At 39.5% G+C, this 14,534-nt stretch carries 13 protein-coding genes, 2 pseudogenes and 1 riboswitch; of the genes and pseudogenes, 3 read left to right on the top strand and 12 right to left on the bottom strand.

Going from position 1 to position 14,534, the window contains the following annotated elements; all coding sequences use genetic code 11:
* Positions 1 to 49: 49 nt before the first annotated feature.
* Both LQU94_RS00625 and LQU94_RS00620 read right to left on the bottom strand, forming a co-directional pair.
* On the bottom strand, positions 50 to 859 hold the full coding sequence (locus tag LQU94_RS00625; RefSeq protein WP_230634136.1) for a nitroreductase family protein: 810 nt from the start codon (positions 857 to 859) through the stop codon (positions 50 to 52).
* A gap of 18 nt (positions 860 to 877) precedes the next feature.
* On the bottom strand, positions 878 to 1,426 hold the full coding sequence (locus tag LQU94_RS00620; RefSeq protein ID WP_230634133.1) for a phosphatase PAP2 family protein: 549 nt from the start codon (positions 1,424 to 1,426) through the stop codon (positions 878 to 880).
* 113 nt (positions 1,427 to 1,539) lie between these two features.
* Here LQU94_RS00620 and LQU94_RS00615 point away from each other — a divergent pair, with 113 nt between their 5' ends.
* A complete protein-coding gene (locus tag LQU94_RS00615; protein WP_230634130.1) occupies positions 1,540 to 3,405 on the top strand; it encodes an ATP-dependent helicase in 1,866 nt (621 codons plus the stop codon).
* 14 nt (positions 3,406 to 3,419) lie between these two features.
* Here LQU94_RS00615 and LQU94_RS00610 read toward each other — a convergent pair whose 3' ends face one another.
* The 8 genes from LQU94_RS00610 to ribD form a co-directional block, all read right to left on the bottom strand.
* Positions 3,420 to 4,046 (bottom strand): DUF47 domain-containing protein, encoded by a 627-nt coding sequence (locus LQU94_RS00610; protein ID WP_230634127.1) that lies wholly within the window; start codon positions 4,044 to 4,046, stop codon positions 3,420 to 3,422.
* Positions 4,047 to 4,057: 11 nt separating this feature from the next.
* Complete coding sequence (locus tag LQU94_RS00605; protein WP_230634123.1) at positions 4,058 to 5,110, bottom strand: inorganic phosphate transporter; 1,053 nt, start codon at positions 5,108 to 5,110, stop codon at positions 4,058 to 4,060.
* Positions 5,111 to 5,119: 9 nt separating this feature from the next.
* On the bottom strand, positions 5,120 to 6,475 hold the full coding sequence (locus LQU94_RS00600) for a PFL family protein (RefSeq protein WP_230634120.1): 1,356 nt from the start codon (positions 6,473 to 6,475) through the stop codon (positions 5,120 to 5,122).
* Positions 6,476 to 6,484: 9 nt separating this feature from the next.
* Complete coding sequence (locus LQU94_RS00595) at positions 6,485 to 6,754, bottom strand: ACT domain-containing protein (RefSeq protein ID WP_230634117.1); 270 nt, start codon at positions 6,752 to 6,754, stop codon at positions 6,485 to 6,487.
* 109 nt (positions 6,755 to 6,863) lie between these two features.
* A complete protein-coding gene (ribE, locus tag LQU94_RS00590) occupies positions 6,864 to 7,331 on the bottom strand; it encodes a 6,7-dimethyl-8-ribityllumazine synthase (RefSeq protein WP_230634114.1) in 468 nt (155 codons plus the stop codon).
* The gene (locus tag LQU94_RS00585) at positions 7,328 to 8,542 is read right to left on the bottom strand and encodes a bifunctional 3,4-dihydroxy-2-butanone-4-phosphate synthase/GTP cyclohydrolase II (protein WP_230634111.1); all 1,215 of its coding nucleotides are present in this window, start codon (positions 8,540 to 8,542) and stop codon (positions 7,328 to 7,330) included. Before LQU94_RS00585 ends, ribE begins: the two co-directional genes overlap by 4 nt.
* 9 nt (positions 8,543 to 8,551) lie before the next feature.
* Entirely contained in the window at positions 8,552 to 9,202 is a 651-nt protein-coding gene (locus tag LQU94_RS00580; RefSeq protein ID WP_230634108.1) for a riboflavin synthase, read from the bottom strand.
* The gene (gene ribD / locus LQU94_RS00575; protein WP_230634105.1) at positions 9,184 to 10,278 is read right to left on the bottom strand and encodes a bifunctional diaminohydroxyphosphoribosylaminopyrimidine deaminase/5-amino-6-(5-phosphoribosylamino)uracil reductase RibD; all 1,095 of its coding nucleotides are present in this window, start codon (positions 10,276 to 10,278) and stop codon (positions 9,184 to 9,186) included. The genes LQU94_RS00580 and ribD overlap by 19 nt, the downstream gene beginning before the upstream one ends.
* Positions 10,279 to 10,360: 82 nt before the next feature.
* Positions 10,361 to 10,476: riboswitch (FMN riboswitch) on the bottom strand.
* A 105-nt stretch (positions 10,477 to 10,581) separates the two neighbouring features.
* On the opposite strand from ribD, the pseudogene LQU94_RS00570 reads away from it, so the two are divergent.
* A pseudogene (locus LQU94_RS00570) lies at positions 10,582 to 11,115 on the top strand (restriction endonuclease subunit S); the annotation flags it as partial.
* Entirely contained in the window at positions 11,112 to 12,035 is a 924-nt protein-coding gene (locus LQU94_RS00565; RefSeq protein ID WP_230634102.1) for a site-specific integrase, read from the top strand. The pseudogene LQU94_RS00570 and the gene LQU94_RS00565, both read left to right, overlap by 4 nt.
* Here the strand turns inward: LQU94_RS00565 and LQU94_RS00560 are convergent.
* Positions 12,032 to 12,550, bottom strand: a complete 519-nt coding sequence (locus tag LQU94_RS00560; protein WP_230634099.1) for a restriction endonuclease subunit S — start codon at positions 12,548 to 12,550, stop codon at positions 12,032 to 12,034. The two genes, LQU94_RS00565 and LQU94_RS00560, sit on opposite strands and share 4 nt — an antisense overlap.
* A 77-nt stretch (positions 12,551 to 12,627) precedes the next feature.
* A pseudogene (locus tag LQU94_RS00555) lies at positions 12,628 to 14,508 on the bottom strand (type I restriction-modification system subunit M); the annotation flags it as partial.
* Positions 14,509 to 14,534: the final 26 nt, after the last annotated feature.

Below are 14,534 nucleotides of genomic sequence, written 5' to 3'. Positions count from 1 at the left end.
TCAATAAAAAAGTCCTCCCACAAGGGAGGACTTTAACTTTTCTGTTCCATTAGATTGTAATACGAGCTACGGCTTTCATACCGTCTTTGTCTGCTTCGTCAATCAATTCCCATTTTGCTGTATTTCCCATAGAAGCTAACATTTCTTCTACATAATACATAATAACGCCAATGTCTACTAGACTGCGATGATCCCAGTCAGAACGTAACATATAAAGTGTTACTTTTGCATCATTTAATAAGAATCTCCATGGTTGGCTGTTCATATGACTTGGAGCGAAACGAACGGAAGAAAACAAATCCATAAGCCCCAATTGTTCCAATTCTTCTGGAGTCGCTGGGGTATCAAAATGATTTTTGAAAACAAATTTATCCAAAGTTAATCTTGGAGTAGAAGTTTCTTTAGAGAACAATTTCTTTCCTTGAGGGATACCAAAACCAATTAGGTATTGTACGTTTTCTCCCCCTTCGCCAAATAGATTGCGTTTTGTTGCATCGTCTACTTGGTCCACTGTAATCCAGCAAGTTCCCAAATCTTTTTCAACCAAAGCAGTGTTTACTTTTTCTAAGAAATAGCCTGTACGAACCAATTCTGCTTCATCAGTACTATTTACTTCCAATGAGATGTAATGTGGGGCATGAATCATAACTCCACCATATCCAGCTTTTCCTTCTAAACCGTCTGCAATAATTTTTCCATTTTCGAAGAAAGCAAAATTCAACACTTCTGAATTTTCTTGTGCTTCTACTTGGGCTAAAATATCGCGTACTTCTTTTAGAGTTACAGCATCCAATGCATTGGATTTGTAATCACGAACTGTTTTTCTTTTTTGTAAAAAATTTGTCATTACCATAATCATTTGCCTCCTAAATTCATCTTATTGGCCTATGAACCGTACCATGATCCAAGGAAATACCAATATATGTACAATAAAACCTGTCCCTATACCTATTATCATTCCTGCAACAACATCTGTAGGGTAATGCACTGCCAAATATACACGAGATATTGCAATAAGCAGTGCCATTATTACAAACAGAACCGTCCATGAAGGAAAATTCAACGAAAGGGCGGTTGCTATCGTAAATGCTGCCGTTGTATGTCCCGACGGAAAAGAATAATCCGTTAAATCAATTCCATACGTATTTAGATTTTCTAAAATCCAGTAGGGGCGATTTCTCGTAAAAATTTTCTTCAAAATTGTTGCGACAATCGTACTCAAAACGAGGCTGAGAACCATTTCCCGACTTGCAACGCCTAACCATCGATCTCCCAAAACCAAAGCCACAAGAGAAAAAATTCCCAATACAGTAGGCCCTGCAAGATAGGTGTAATAATAGAAAAACACGTTAAAAACGGGATGTTTCAAGTCCCTATTCAATCGTTGTATGAAAAAATCGTCAAAAACTTTAAAAGGATTTTTCATTTTCACCACCTGAACATTCGACTAATCCCATTATACCCCAATTCCCATCTATTGAAAAGGATATTTCTATTTCCTTCCAGAAACTGTTATACTCTTATAGAAGGAGGAAAACTATGAATTTAACAAAAGAACAAGAACTCGCCATCGCCCATAAAGACGGGCCAGCATTGGTATTGGCTGTTCCTGGATCAGGAAAAACCACCATGCTTCTTTGGCGTACAAAACAATTATTGGAACAGGGAATTCATCCCTCTCGGATTTTAACCATTACTTTTTCTCGAACAGCGGCCAAAGACATTCAAAAACGTTTTGAACAGCTATTTCCTGAAATGCGACAACGTCCTGTTTTTTCTACGATTCATAGTTTTTGTTATTCCATTATTCGCTCTTACGAACGAAAAACCGGACGGCAATATACCTTAATTGAAGGAGGAAAGGGTCCCTCTAAATACCAAATTTTAAAAGATATTTATAAATCCGTAAACCATACTCTTCCCAATGAAGATCAACTAGAGGCTATGGTTCGTGAAATTGGAATGGTAAAAAACAAATCCATCTCCCCTGAATCCTACGGTCAGAGTCGAGATTGTCAAACCACTCAGTTTTACGCCATTTATTTTCAATACGAAAAATTAAAAAAGGAAAAATTATGGATTGATTTTGACGATATGATTACCCTGTCAATCTCCATTTTGCAAAAGGATGCTTCCCTTCTTCGAAGCGTTCGAAAAGCCTACGACTACATTCAAGTAGATGAAGGACAGGACACTTCTTTTCAGCAGATGCGAATCATTCAATCCATCGCAAAACCTCACAACAATTTATTTATCGTCGCCGACGACGACCAAAGCATCTACGGATTTCGCGGAGCAGATTACAAGGCTCTCTTTCGCTTAAAAACCATTTATCCCGACTTGAAATCCTTCTATCTTTCCATAAATTTTCGGTCTACACCAGAAATTGTTTCTACCTGTCGCCGATTTATTGAACAAAACGAAGAACGATTCCAAAAAGACATCCAAACCTTTCATGAAAAAGGAATCGAACCAAAATTTTTCCGTCTGAATGATTTGAAGGCTCAATACGAATTTATTCTACGGGAAATGGCCAAAGAGGATCTTGGGGAAGTGGCGGTATTGTACCGAAATAATATTTCGGCTCTAGGATTGATTGAAACCTTAGAACAAAGAGAAATTAGCTTTCGTTGCCGAGATACAAAAAACACCCTCACCCACCACTGGGTTTTGAAGGATCTTCTCATGATTTTAGAATTTGCCCAAGATCCAACACGCTTGGATCTATACGAAAGATTTTATTACAAAATCAACGGATATGTTTCCAAAAAAAATATTGAATACGCCAAAAAACATGCCAAGGGAAATTCTGTTATTGATACCATGGCAAGGGACGACATTCCCCCCTATTTACAAAAAAATCTTCGAGAATTGCGGGAGAATTTCCGTCATCTAAAGACTCTCCCCCTAAACCAAGCTTTTCGATTTATTGAATACGACTTAAACTATCGTACCTACATTACCAAACACGCCAAGACCTTTGGTTCTTCAGAACATGCTTCTTTGCGCATTCTCTTCTATATGAAACACATTGCCAAACACGCCAAAGATAAAGAAACCTTTATGGGGCGAATCCTTTATTTGGATCAACTCTTAAAGGGCGGTTATATTGACAACGAAAATTTATTTTTATCCACTTTCCACGGGGCAAAAGGCCTGGAATTCGATACGGTCTTTTTGATTGATTTAATCGAAGATATTATTCCTTCCCCTATGGCTTTAACTCGAGCCGATGGAAAAGATTTTGAAGAATTGGAAGAAGAACGACGCTTGTTTTACGTTGCCATGAGCCGGGCAAGGAAAAATCTCTATTTGATTTCCCCTAAAACCGTCAACCACCTTTTAACAAAACCCTCTGTTTTCTATGAACAAATTGAAGAATGGCACAAAAAGAACCCTTCCTAATGGAAGGGCTTTTTTTATTTATTTTTCAACAATATGGATTCCAAGCTATTTGCCACTGCCTCAATACTATCTAAGGCTCTTTCTAAACGATCCAACAAACGAGTCCATGTAATCACAAATCTTGGATCAAATTCTCGAGAATAATCGTACAAGTTCCGCATGGTATTTACGTAGAGTTCGTCTCCTTTTTCCTCTAGAGTATTGATTTCAATCACTCCCTCTTTTAAGGTCGTAGACTGTTTGAACCCTGAAAAATCTACCATCAATTCACTCAATCGAAGGGAAGATTTTTGAATCAAATCCACAAACTGTTTCGCCTCTGGCAAAAGTTCCCGAACTCGAAACATATACAATCCTACCAAAACATCCTCTATATTATCCACTACATCATCCAAATGATGAACCAATTCCACAATGTCTTCCCCTTCAATAGGAGGAAGGAATTCGATCATCAACTGATTGATTACCTCATGCATCACATTGTCCGCTTCCTGCTCAATTTGATGCATTTCTTTGGTTTCCTCTTGCAATTTCCCTGGATCGAAATTCTCCATAATTTCTTGTAATTTTTTTGCCGCTTCATTCCCTTTTTGGGACAAGGCCACAAATTTTCCAAAATAGTCGTATTTCCCTAATCTCATAGCTTATCTCCTTAAAATATCCAAACCAATAGATTGGTAAATAAATAGGCTAAAATTCCACAAACGGGAAAGGTCAAAATCCAAGATCGAAGCATTTCCTTTGAAACATTCCAATTTACATTTCGCATACGTTTTGCCGCTCCCACGCCCATAATGGAAATATTTTTCGTAAGGGTCGCCGAAACCGGTGAACCGATAATCGTAGAAAGGACCAACCCCGTTACCGTAGAAGCATCGGCAGAAAAACCCTCATAAGGTCGCATTTTAACCAAGCGCATCCCCACATTTTTAATAATTCGATAGCCTCCCATACTCGTCCCAACAGAAAATACCATTGCTGTTGCCATTAAAAGCCATACGGGAATGACAATGGGTTGAACTTGAGCATTGTGTTTTGCCATAGATAGGGCCAACAAAAATACGGCAATAAATTTTTGCCCCCCTTGGGCTCCTTGCATAAAAGCCGTTCCCAACAAACCAAAAATCTGTCCTCTACGGAAAAATCGGTTGCTTCCCTCTTTATCTCGATCTTGAAATATTTTCTGAATCATTTTTGTAAAAAGGTAACCCAAGAAAAAACTCAAAACAACCGTAAAAAGAAATCCTAAAAAAATACTAGTCCATTCTTTTTGCTGAATGCCCGTAAGGCCTTGATGAAGAGCAATAGCCGCCCCAGAAAGTCCCGCAATCAACCCATGGGATTCCGAGGTAGGAATTCCGTAATACCAATTCCCAACCGACCATAAAATAATACTAATTTGCACAGCACAAAGAGCCAACAGGGCCGTTTGGATATCTTCCCCTAAATTTACCATATGCAAAATACTTTCCATTACGTTGGTCTGAAACAATACCATTACCAACACTCCGAGAAAAGTAGAAATTGCCGCCAAAAATAGGGATAGATTTGGTTCTAAGGTTCTTGTTGCAATACAAGTGGCAACAGAATTGGCCGCATCGGTCCAACCATGCACAAATAAAACACCGAAAATTAGGATTCCCAGAAAAAACAAAGCCGGGTATTCCAGAGATAAAGAAATATATTCCGAAAAATTTACAGTCATAATATCCTTCTAATTTTTAAAACTATGAATAGGGGCAGGAATAAATCCTCCGCGGGCAACAAAAGCATCGGCTTCATTTTCATGTACAGGCATAATTGGAGCGCTACCTAAAAGCCCGCCAAACACAGCCTCTTCTCCCACATCTTTTCCAATCACAGGAATGATTCGAACCGCCGTTGTCTTTTGATTGATAATTCCAACCATGGCTTCATCCGCAATCATAGCCCCAATGGTAGAATCCTTTGTTCGTCCAGGAATTGCCACCATATCCAATCCAACGGAACACACACAAGTCATGGCTTCTAATTTATCCAAAGTAATTTTTTGTTCTCTTGCCCTTTGAATCATTCCCTCATCTTCACTTACAGGGATAAAAGCACCACTTAATCCTCCAACATGAGTAGAAGCCATAATTCCGCCTTTTTTCACGGCATCATTTAGCAAAGCCAAAGCCGCCGTTGTTCCGTGGCCTCCTACATGGCCAATTCCAATTTCTTCTAAAATTCTAGCTACAGAATCCCCAATGGCTGGTGTTGGAGCCAAAGACAAATCAATCGAACCAAAGCCAATTTCCAAACGCTCGGCAATTTCTTTTCCTATCAATTCACCCATTCTTGTAATCTTAAAGGCCATTTTAGAAATTACATTAGACACTTCTTGGAACGGTTCCCCACGATAAGATTCCAAAGCGTGCTTTACTACCCCAGGTCCAGAAATTCCCACATGTAAAGTCACATCTCCCAATCCAACGCCGTGGAAGGCTCCGGCCATAAATGGATTGTCCTCTACTGCATTGGCAAAAACTACCAATTTGGCACAACCAATACTATCGGAACCCTTAGTTAGCTCCGCCGTTTCTTTAATCACTTTCCCCATTAAAGATACCGCTTCCATATTCAACCCCGATTTCGTTGACCCAACATTTACAGAAGAACAAACCTTATTGGTAGAAGCTAATGCCTTTGGAATGGAACGCAAAAATTCCTCTTCTTGTGGACGCATTCCCTTATGTACTAGAGCCGAATAACCCCCAACAAAATCCACGCCAATTTCTTCCGCTACTTCATCCAAAACCTTGGCAATTTCAATAAACTCTTCCCCTTTCCCTCTAGGTAGCAAAAGGGAAACCGGCGTTACAGAAATTCTTTTATTGATAATTTGAACGCCATATTTTCGCCCAACCGCATCCGCCGTTTGAACCAAATCTTTTCCATAAGAATAAATTTTGTCGTAAATTCGTTTTTTTGTTTCTTCCAAATCATCGGTCATACAATCCAAAAGAGAAATCCCAATGGTCGCTGTCCGTATATCCAGATTTTCTTGATCCAACATATGGATCGTATCAAGAATTCGTTTTTGATCCATGGTTTCCTCCTAAATTTGGTGCATTTGATTGAATAATTCTTCGTTTTGAACGTGAATCGAAACGCCCAACTCCTCTGCTAAGGCATCAAAAGCTTTCCCGACAACTTCGCTGTCGTACTCTCCCTCTTCGGACTCCACAATAGCAATCATCGTAAAATATTTTTCCATAATGGTTTGAGTTATATCCAAAATATTCAAACGATGTTCTTTTAATACTTTGCTCACTTCGTACACAATCCCAATTTTGTCTTTACCAATTACTGTAATTACCGCTTTCATCCTCTACCTCCTTAACATTAACTTTTCTCATTATAGCATATTTCCCAAAACTTGTTTATCCACTTTACATAAGATTAACAGAAAAAGGAGGGCCAACCCCTCCTTTTTTCTATCCACGAATGGTATCCAATAAATTCACAGATTCCAACACCGTAATCGCCGCATCATATCCTTTGTTTCCCGCTTTGGTTCCCGCTCTCTCAATGGCCTGCTCAATAGAGTCTGTTGTAATTACGCCAAATCCAATGGGAAGATTGGTATCCAAACTCACTTTTGCAATTCCCTTAGAAACCTCACTACAAACATAATCAAAATGAGGAGTGCTTCCACGAATTACAGCCCCTAGACAAATAATTCCATCGTATTCCTTCGTATTGGCTAAATTTTGGGCAAACAAAGGAATTTCAAAAGCCCCCGGAACCCAACACTGGGTAATATTTTCCGAATCCACCCCATGTCGTTCCAAACAATCAATGGCTCCGCCCAATAATTTTGATGTAATAAATTCGTTGAAACGACTAATTACAATGGCAAATTTCTTATCTCCCCCAATTAACTTTCCTTCTAACGTTCTCATCTTGCTACCTCCTCTTTGAATTCATGTAAATAATGGTTCATCTTCTTCGCTTTGGTTTCTAAATAGAAATGATCGTGCTCATGACTATGGATTTCAATGGGAACCCGCTCCACAATAGACAACCCATATTGTCCTAAATGATAGACTTTGTCTGGATTATTGGTTAAAAGTCGCAATTCCTTCACCCCTAAATCTCGCAAAATATGAGATCCAATATAGTATTCTCTCGCATCCTCTGGAAAACCCAATTCCAAATTGGCTTCCACCGTATCCAAACCGCCATCTTGCAATTCATAGGCACGCAATTTATTCAAAAGTCCGATTCCTCGTCCCTCTTGACGCATATAGAGAAGAACACCCCGTCCTTCTTTGTCAATTCTTCGCATAGCCTCTTGCAACTGATCTCCACAATCGCAACGACTAGATCCAAAGGCATCTCCCGTTAAACATTCCGAATGAACACGACACAAAACATTTTCGCCCTCTCCCAAATCTCCCTTTACAAGGGCCACATGATGCTCTCCATTCAAAAGATTCAAATAACCATAAGCCTTAAAAATTCCATGTTTTGTTGGCATTTCGCATTCTGAAATTCTCTTTACCAAACATTCGTGTTCCTTTCGATATTGTTTCAATTGGTCAATGGTAATAAAAGGAGCGTTCATGGATTTCGCAAGTTCGGACAGACGATCCCTTTTCATCATCGTCCCGTCCTCTTCCATAATTTCGCAACAAAGTCCAATTTCCTTTAATCCCGCCAAACGCAACAAATCCACCGTCGCTTCTGTATGGCCATCTCGAACCAAAACGCCCCCTTCTCGGGCAATCAAAGGAAACATATGCCCTGGACGGCGAAAATCTTCTGGGCGAGCCCCCTCTTCCGTACAAATTCTTGCGGTTTCGGCTCGTTCAAAAGCAGAAATTCCCGTTGTTGTAGAAATATGGTCAATGGAAACGGTAAAAGCCGTTTCATGATTGTCTGTATTGTGGGCAACCATTGGCCCAAGACCCAAACGCTGTCCATGTTCTATACTCATAGGCATACAGATCAAACCCTTCGCCTTTGATGCCATACAATTTAGCGTCTCAGGAGAGGCGAATTCCGCCGCCATAATCATATCCCCTTCGTTTTCCCGGTCTTCATTATCGCTTACAAAAATAATTTCTCCCCGTTTTAACGCTTCCAACGCTTCTTCCACTGTACTCCACATAATATCCTCCTAAAATCCATTTTCCAACAAAAACTCTCTTGTTATATCTTTCTTCTCCTTGGTGGCCTTTTCCTTCCCAAAAAGATTTTTATAAACATATTTCCCCAATAGATCAAACTCCATGGTAATGGGATCCCCTACAGACAAATCCATAATATTCGTTCGAGACAAAGTCTCCGGTATCAAAGAAACCGTAACCGAATCCTCCCGCGCCTTATAAATGGTAAGACTCACACCATTCAACCCAATGGACCCCTGATCCAAAACATAAGGATAAAATTTCGGATCCATTTCCACTTCCAATAAGTACACCGACGGTTGCTCCTCAATGGAACAAATCCTTCCCACACAATCCACGTGGCCCTGAAGAATATGGCCTCCCAAACGACTGGACAAGGTCAAAGCCCGTTCTAAATTTACCTTGCTCCCAATGGAAAGACGATTTAACCCCGCCTTCTCCATGGTCGCCACCATAACATCCGCCGTAAAAAAATCCTCTCCAAAAGACGTCACCGTCAGACAAACCCCATTGGTAGCAATGCTGTCACCCAACTGGACACCTTCCAAAACTTTTTTCGCACCAACACGAATTTTCATCGCATTTCCCGATCGCTCCATATTTCGAATTACGCCTATTTCCTCTACAATTCCCGTAAACATTTCCGACCTCCATGAATTCTAATATCTGAACCCAAATTTTTTATTTCATAGATTTCTAAATCCTCCACCTGAGAAAGACGAGCCAATCCCCGGCCTGACACCGCCGACTTCGCCCCCTCACCTCCAATTAACTTTGGTGCAATATAAGCATAGACCTCATCAAAAAGATTTTCCGAAACAAAACTTCCATGAACCGTTCCGCCTCCCTCAATCAAAAGGCTTCCCACATTCTTCTCATACAATTTTTCCAACATTTCCCGCAAATTTAATCCCTCTTTCCCAGAAGAAACGCCAATATAGGAAATATTTTTCTCCTCCAAAACCCTTTGATAGGAAAGATTCTCCCGATCCGTCACCACCAAAGTCTTCTCCTTCTCCTTCGTAAAAACCAAAGCATCCAAAGGAATCTTTCCCCTTCGATCCAAAAGAATCTTTATAGGATTTTTCCCCGAACCACTTCGATTGTTTAAGGTCGGATTATCCTGCAAAACCGTTTCCGTCCCCACAAGAATTCCATCCAACATTCCCCGAAGACCATGGCCATCTAAGCGACTTTCCTCCGAAGTAATCCATTGGCTTTCCCCCGTTTTTGTAGCAATTTTTCCATCCAAACTACTGGCAAACTTTAACACCACATAAGGACGCTTCTCTCTCTGCTGAACCAAAAACATTCGATTTTGAAATCGGAGCTTCTCTTCCAAAAGTCCCACTTCAACCACAACCCCATGACTCCGTAAAATCTCAGCCCCTCGCCCAGCCACTCTCACATCCACATCCAGCATTCCAATCACAACTTTTGCAACGCCCGCTTTTATAAGAGCCTCCGTACAAGGCGGCGTCTTTCCATAATGGCAACAAGGTTCCAAAGTCACATAAATCGTCGCTCCCTTGGCCTTCTCCCCCGCCTCTTTCAAAGCCATAACCTCCGCGTGGTCCTCGCCAAAAGCCCTATGATAACCACGACCGACTATCTCTCCCTCTTTCACAAGAATCGCACCAACCAAAGGATTGGTTTTTGTAAAACCCCTTCCCTTCTCGGCCCATTCCATCGCCAACTTCATATATTCTAAATCCATATTCACCCCACAAAAAAATCCGAAGCACAGGGCTTCGGATTGTTCGCAAAAGGAGACAACACAAAAAAATTGCGTCATCAAAATTTCTCTTCTCCCATCCGGACTATAACCGTCGGTATTGGAATTTCACCAATTCAATCTTTCGACTCGTGGACTATCACCACCGGTGAGGAATTGCACCTCGCCCTGAAGATGTATTTAATTTTTTCTTATGGACATAGTCTAACACAAAGGAAAAGGTTTGTCAAAAAAATATTTAAGAATTAAGGAGATTGGTAAAAATACTATGCTTGGGAACAGCGGAAGCTGGGGGAGTTCGGAAAAGCAACCAGCGGAACCTCGATAGAATCAGAATTTACTGAAACTGGAAAATATAAAGTCATTAGCATCGGATCTTATTCAGAAGCAAGCAAATATACAGATCAAGGCATTAGAGCCGCAAAAACAGAAAAGACAGAAAAAAGAATTTTAAACAAAAATGATTTAACGATGATACTTAACGATAAGACCGCTTCGGGTAATATTATTGGACGAGTTTTGCTTATAGATGCTGATGATACCTATGTTTATAATCAGCGAACTGAACGAATCGAAGTTTATGAAAATGAATATCTGCCAGAATTTTTGTATCAACTTTTGAATGCTGACAATATTCGTTCAAAGATTATTCGTGCGTCTCAAGGGAATACACAAATCTATGTAAATTGGAGTTCGATTAGTGAATTAGTTTATGAAATCCCTGTATCGAAAGAAGAACAAGCTAAAATTGCAGAGTATTTTTCAAATCTCGACAACCTTATCACCCTTCATCAGCGTAAGCAAGAAAGGAAGTTATGAATAAAATTACAAGAGAATCTTTGTTACATGAATATTTTCAACAATGGACAAAACTTTTCAAAGAAGGAGCGGTTCGCCCAGTTACCCTTGAAAAGTATCGAAACAATTATCAACATCTAAAAAATATTGTCCCAAATCTGAAATTGTGTGAACTGGACCGAACCATTTATCAGCAAATATTAAATGAGTACGCCAAAACCCACGAAAGACAAACGGTTATCGATTTTCATCACCAAATTAAGGGAGCTGTGTTGGATGCTGTGGATGAGGGGTTGGTAAATAGAGATCCTACGCGGAAAGTTATTTTCAAGGGAAAAGCCCCAAGGGCCAAGAAAATTAAATATTTGAACCAATTTGAACTTCATAGTGTTCTGGCTAGTTTGAATTTAGAAGACAAAATCAATTGGGATTGGTTGATTTTACTTATTGCAAAAACAGGACTACGATTTTCAGAGGCCTTGGGGTTAACGCCAGCGGATTTTAATTTTGTTCAACAAAATTTGTCCGTTACAAAAACTTGGGACTATAAAGGTGAAGGAGGATTTTTGCCAACGAAAAATAAATCCTCTGTCCGGAAGGTACAGATTGATTGGCAATTAAGTATGCAATTTCAGCAATTGATAAAAGATTTACCTGAAAATCAGCCGATTTTTGTCAATGGACCCATTTGCAACTCAACGCCGAATAAATGGTTGGAAAGGCATTGTAAAAAAGTGGGAGTCCCGGTTATTTCGATACATGGTTTACGGCATACCCATGCTTCTCTTTTAATGTATGCAGGGGTATCTATTGCAAGTGTCTCGAGACGATTGGGGCATTCTTCTATAACGACGACTCAAAAAGTGTACATGCATGTTATATCGGAACTTGAAAATCAAGATACCGATTTAGTTATGCGATATTTATCTGGTTTAAGTTAAAAGAAATCAAGCTTACGCTGATGAAGGGTGATAAGGCGGTCGAGATTCTGGAAAAATGAACCAATTTGTTTTTGTTCTAGAAAATTTGAAGTAAGTACATACTCAACATTAACAAGCTGAGAAACTTTTATACTTGGCTGAACAGCACCCATTACAATTCTTTTTGCCTTGTACTGATTTTTTTCATTTGAAAACATTGCATAAAGGTAATCAGGGATAAAATTTTCTTTCGCTCTAAAACCTACTATATTTTGTGCAATAGCTGACTCTTCCTTTGAATCCATAAGACTTACGAGCCCTATACTTCCAACAGTAGCAAATAAAATATCTCCTTTTTTTAGGTATCCTCTTAAATTATTCTTAAAGGATTTCTCATTTAGATATTTCTCAATTTTCGAATAATCAGGATGTATTCCACCAAGTGCCGCCACTTCTATTAATGGATGAATTCCATTATCATCTAATGGAGGTGTTTTCCCTCTATTATCGACTGCCTTGTCAACAAACTCTCCCAACCTACGCTATTCCCAAGCTTCCGCTTTTTCAAATTCCTTAAACCGTCTTTTGGGAATGTTCTTTTTTTCTTCTATCATTAGAGCACCACCAATTCGTTCATAAGAGCTTCTAACTCTTTTTCTAGGCTGGCAATTTCTTCGTCGATGTCGTCCAATGTATGGGAATAGCGCTTGTTTAATTCCTCAATGATTGAAATTTCTTTTTTCAATGGCATCTCTACAAGGGACAAGGCTTTTTCTACAACGGAGCCAAACCATTTTTTGTACAATAGCCTATCCACTTCTTCATCGGTTAAGTTTTCGATTCGATTGGATACCTTTTCTTTGAGTTCTTGTTCTTTTTCTTTGATGGATTTATTAATAGAACTTTTTTCTTTGGTTAAATCATCCACTTGTTTTAGATAATGGTATTCTTCTGAATTTTTTTCTGCTTCTTTTAGTCCTGCTTTTACTAGCTTTCCATCAAAGCTATCTTGTGGGTCTCCGTCTTCGTTTTTCTTTAGAACGTCAAATAATGCGTTGTTTTCTTCGCTGTCTTCTACTTTTGCGTTTTCTACTAATTCGCTTAATTGGCTTTCGATTTCTGAAATACGAGATCTGAGCCCATCGATTTCTAATTGTTCTTCTTTGTAACATTCTTCTGCTATTAGATTGTTAGGAATGATTGCGCCGTTCCAGCCGTCTTGGATTTTTTCTTTGTTTTTCCCTTTGGTTACCATGTTGGGTTCACGAGTCCGTCCGGCTTTATAGAATCCTAGTTGTTCAATTAATTCTGCGTCGTGGGTTAGTGTTTTTGTCCAAATTTCTGCGATAATTTGGTACCCTTCATAGATGTCAATGTGTTCAAAGGATTCCAGTTGTTTTTTTATTTCTTCTAACATGGCTGCTTTTAGTATTCTTGTATTGGTTTCAGGGGTTAATTGATGCAACTTGTTCCAATAGTTTTGAATGTATTCTTCGACTACTTTTTTTACTTTTGCAGATTTTTCTTGAACGGCGGGGTTCGATAGAACTTTTTCTGAAAATTCTTCTGTGGTTAGAGTCAATTCTAAATAACCGGGGCGTTTTTGGATTAGAGCTTCTTCTAATACTTCTTTTACAGCTAGGTTTAAGACTTTTAGGTCTTGGATATTTTTTTCTGGAATCCCACCGTATAAATGGCCGTCTACGTCATGGGGAATTTCTTCGTCTATGGATTCTATATAGCGAGGAATGTTCATATTGTAGTCGTTTTGAATCAATTCTTGGCGAGTGGCTAAGTGGCTATAGCCTTTCTCTTCGATTTGATTTTGGTAAATGTCTACGATTTTGGCTATATCTTTTTCTTGAAGGGCGTTTTGTTTACCGACTTTAATAAAGTTTTTGGAAGCGTCAATAAATAGAACGGGTTTTTGTAAGCCTCGGTTCTTTTTCAAAATAATAATACATACGGGAATTCCTGTGTTGGTAAATAAATTGCTTGGCAATCCGATTACGGCGTCGATTTGATTTTTTTCGATTAAGCGTTTCCGAATTTCTCCTTCTGCAGCGCCACGGAACAAAACTCCGTGAGGCAAGACGATGGCCATGGTTCCTTCTGTTGATAGGTGATATAGGCCATGGAGCAAGAAGGCAAAGTCTCCTTTTGAGTCGGGGGGCAAAATCCCGGCGATTTCAAATCGTGGGTCGCTTGCTTTTAATCCGGCACGATTCCAATTTTTTATGGAATAGGGCGGATTCATTACTACAGCGTCAAATTGTACTCCTTCGTTGGGTCGTTCTGGATCTTCGGGCCAGTCTTGGGCAAGGGTGTCGCCGTTTTTTATGCTCATTTTCTCTGGTCGAACGCCATGAAGTAGGAGGTTCATTCGAGTTAAGTTATAGGTTGCTGTATTCTTTTCTTGGCCGTAATAATTCAAATTTTTTTGTTCGTCTTCGCTTAAATGTTTCTTTACGGTTAAAAGAAGGGAGCCGGATCCACAAGAAAAATCTTATAGTTATATCA

The sequence above is a fragment of the Peptoniphilus sp. KCTC 25270 genome (assembly GCF_021012875.1).
Classification (GTDB): Bacteria; Bacillota; Clostridia; order Tissierellales; family Peptoniphilaceae; genus JAJMZJ01.
Note: the sequence above shows the minus strand (reverse complement) of the source record. Positions and strands in the feature narration are given on the sequence as shown.